Genomic DNA, 1,144 nt, shown 5'->3' with positions numbered 1-1,144 from the left:
AGATCATCCTCGGGAAGGTGCGCCCTTTCCTACGCCGCCTCGCCGAGGCTCATCCACAGGTTCTGATCATTGCTCCATAGAATGTGACAGCGACTCAAACATAAGTGAGGTGACGCGATATGCCGCGCAGAGTGAAACGCGTAGTCGTCAGTCCTGCCGCAGTCGCCCGCGCGGGTCGGCGGTCCATTCGCGCGTCGGCGAAACTAGAGGGTCGTGTCGTTCCGGAGGGGCACGTACGATCGGCGGCCGTTGAACGCTACCTCTCCCGATGCGTACTCGATCGTAAGCACTCGTCGGAAGGCGAAACGCCTTGACTCCGAACGAGAGCGTCGCGGTACGAAGTGCTCATGGCGGCGTTACGGGGCGAAATTTGGCCCGTACTGGCCCGGGGCTGCGGTCATCACGAGAGCCGAGCGCGAACAAGTATTGGGCCATAACGAAATTTGCGGCGGCTCGTCGGAACGTGACAATAGTTGGCGCACTATCACTGCCCCAAACCGGACCCACGGCCCTCAGCTGTCGGGTTCCCGCCCAGAGAAAAAGCGACAGTCAGCCATGACCTCGACTCTTTCGGGGGTCTGCTGCACGAATAGGTGACATCTGAGTTGGCTTGCCCCGGACGGGCGAGCTGGAAGGATGTCTCTGTGCCCAGGCCCTACCCCCGTGAGTTCCGCGACGACGTCGTGCGCGTGGCCCGCAACCGCGGCGACGGTGTGACGATCGAGCAGATCGCCACCGATTTCGGGGTTCACCCGATGACGCTGCACAAGTGGATGCGCCAAGCCGATATCGACGAAGGCGCCAAGACCGGCAAAAGCACCAGTGATTCCGCTGAACTGCGCGAGCTACGACGCCGAAATCGGTTGTTGGAACAAGAGAATGAAGTCCTGCGGCGGGCGGCCGCGTATTTGTCGCAGGCCAATCTGCCGGGAAAAGGCTCTACCCGCTCGTAAGTGAGCTCGCCGCCGACGGGATTCCCGTTGCGGTGACGTGCCGGGTACTCAAGCTCGCCCGCCAGCCCTACTACCGCTGGCGGGCCAATCCCATCACCGATGCCGAGATCATTGAGGGCTCTTCATGATTGAGGGTGTAGAACGGTCAGCTGCTGTCGGCCTGTGATTGGGGTGTCTGGTTGGCTGGGTGT

The 1,144-nt window shown here is 61.7% G+C and carries 1 protein-coding gene; it reads left to right on the top strand.

The annotated features are described in order from the left end of the window. The first annotated feature begins 593 nt into the window (after positions 1 to 593). Complete coding sequence (locus ACJH6J_RS30485) at positions 594 to 953, top strand: transposase (RefSeq protein ID WP_406802206.1); 360 nt, start codon at positions 594 to 596, stop codon at positions 951 to 953. The last annotated feature ends 191 nt before the right edge of the window (positions 954 to 1,144 follow it).

Source organism: Mycobacterium sp. SMC-18 (assembly GCF_045310895.1).
Taxonomy (GTDB): domain Bacteria; phylum Actinomycetota; class Actinomycetes; order Mycobacteriales; family Mycobacteriaceae; genus Mycobacterium.
The sequence above is the reverse complement of the archived record's forward strand: the minus strand, read 5'-3'. Positions and strand labels throughout refer to the sequence as shown.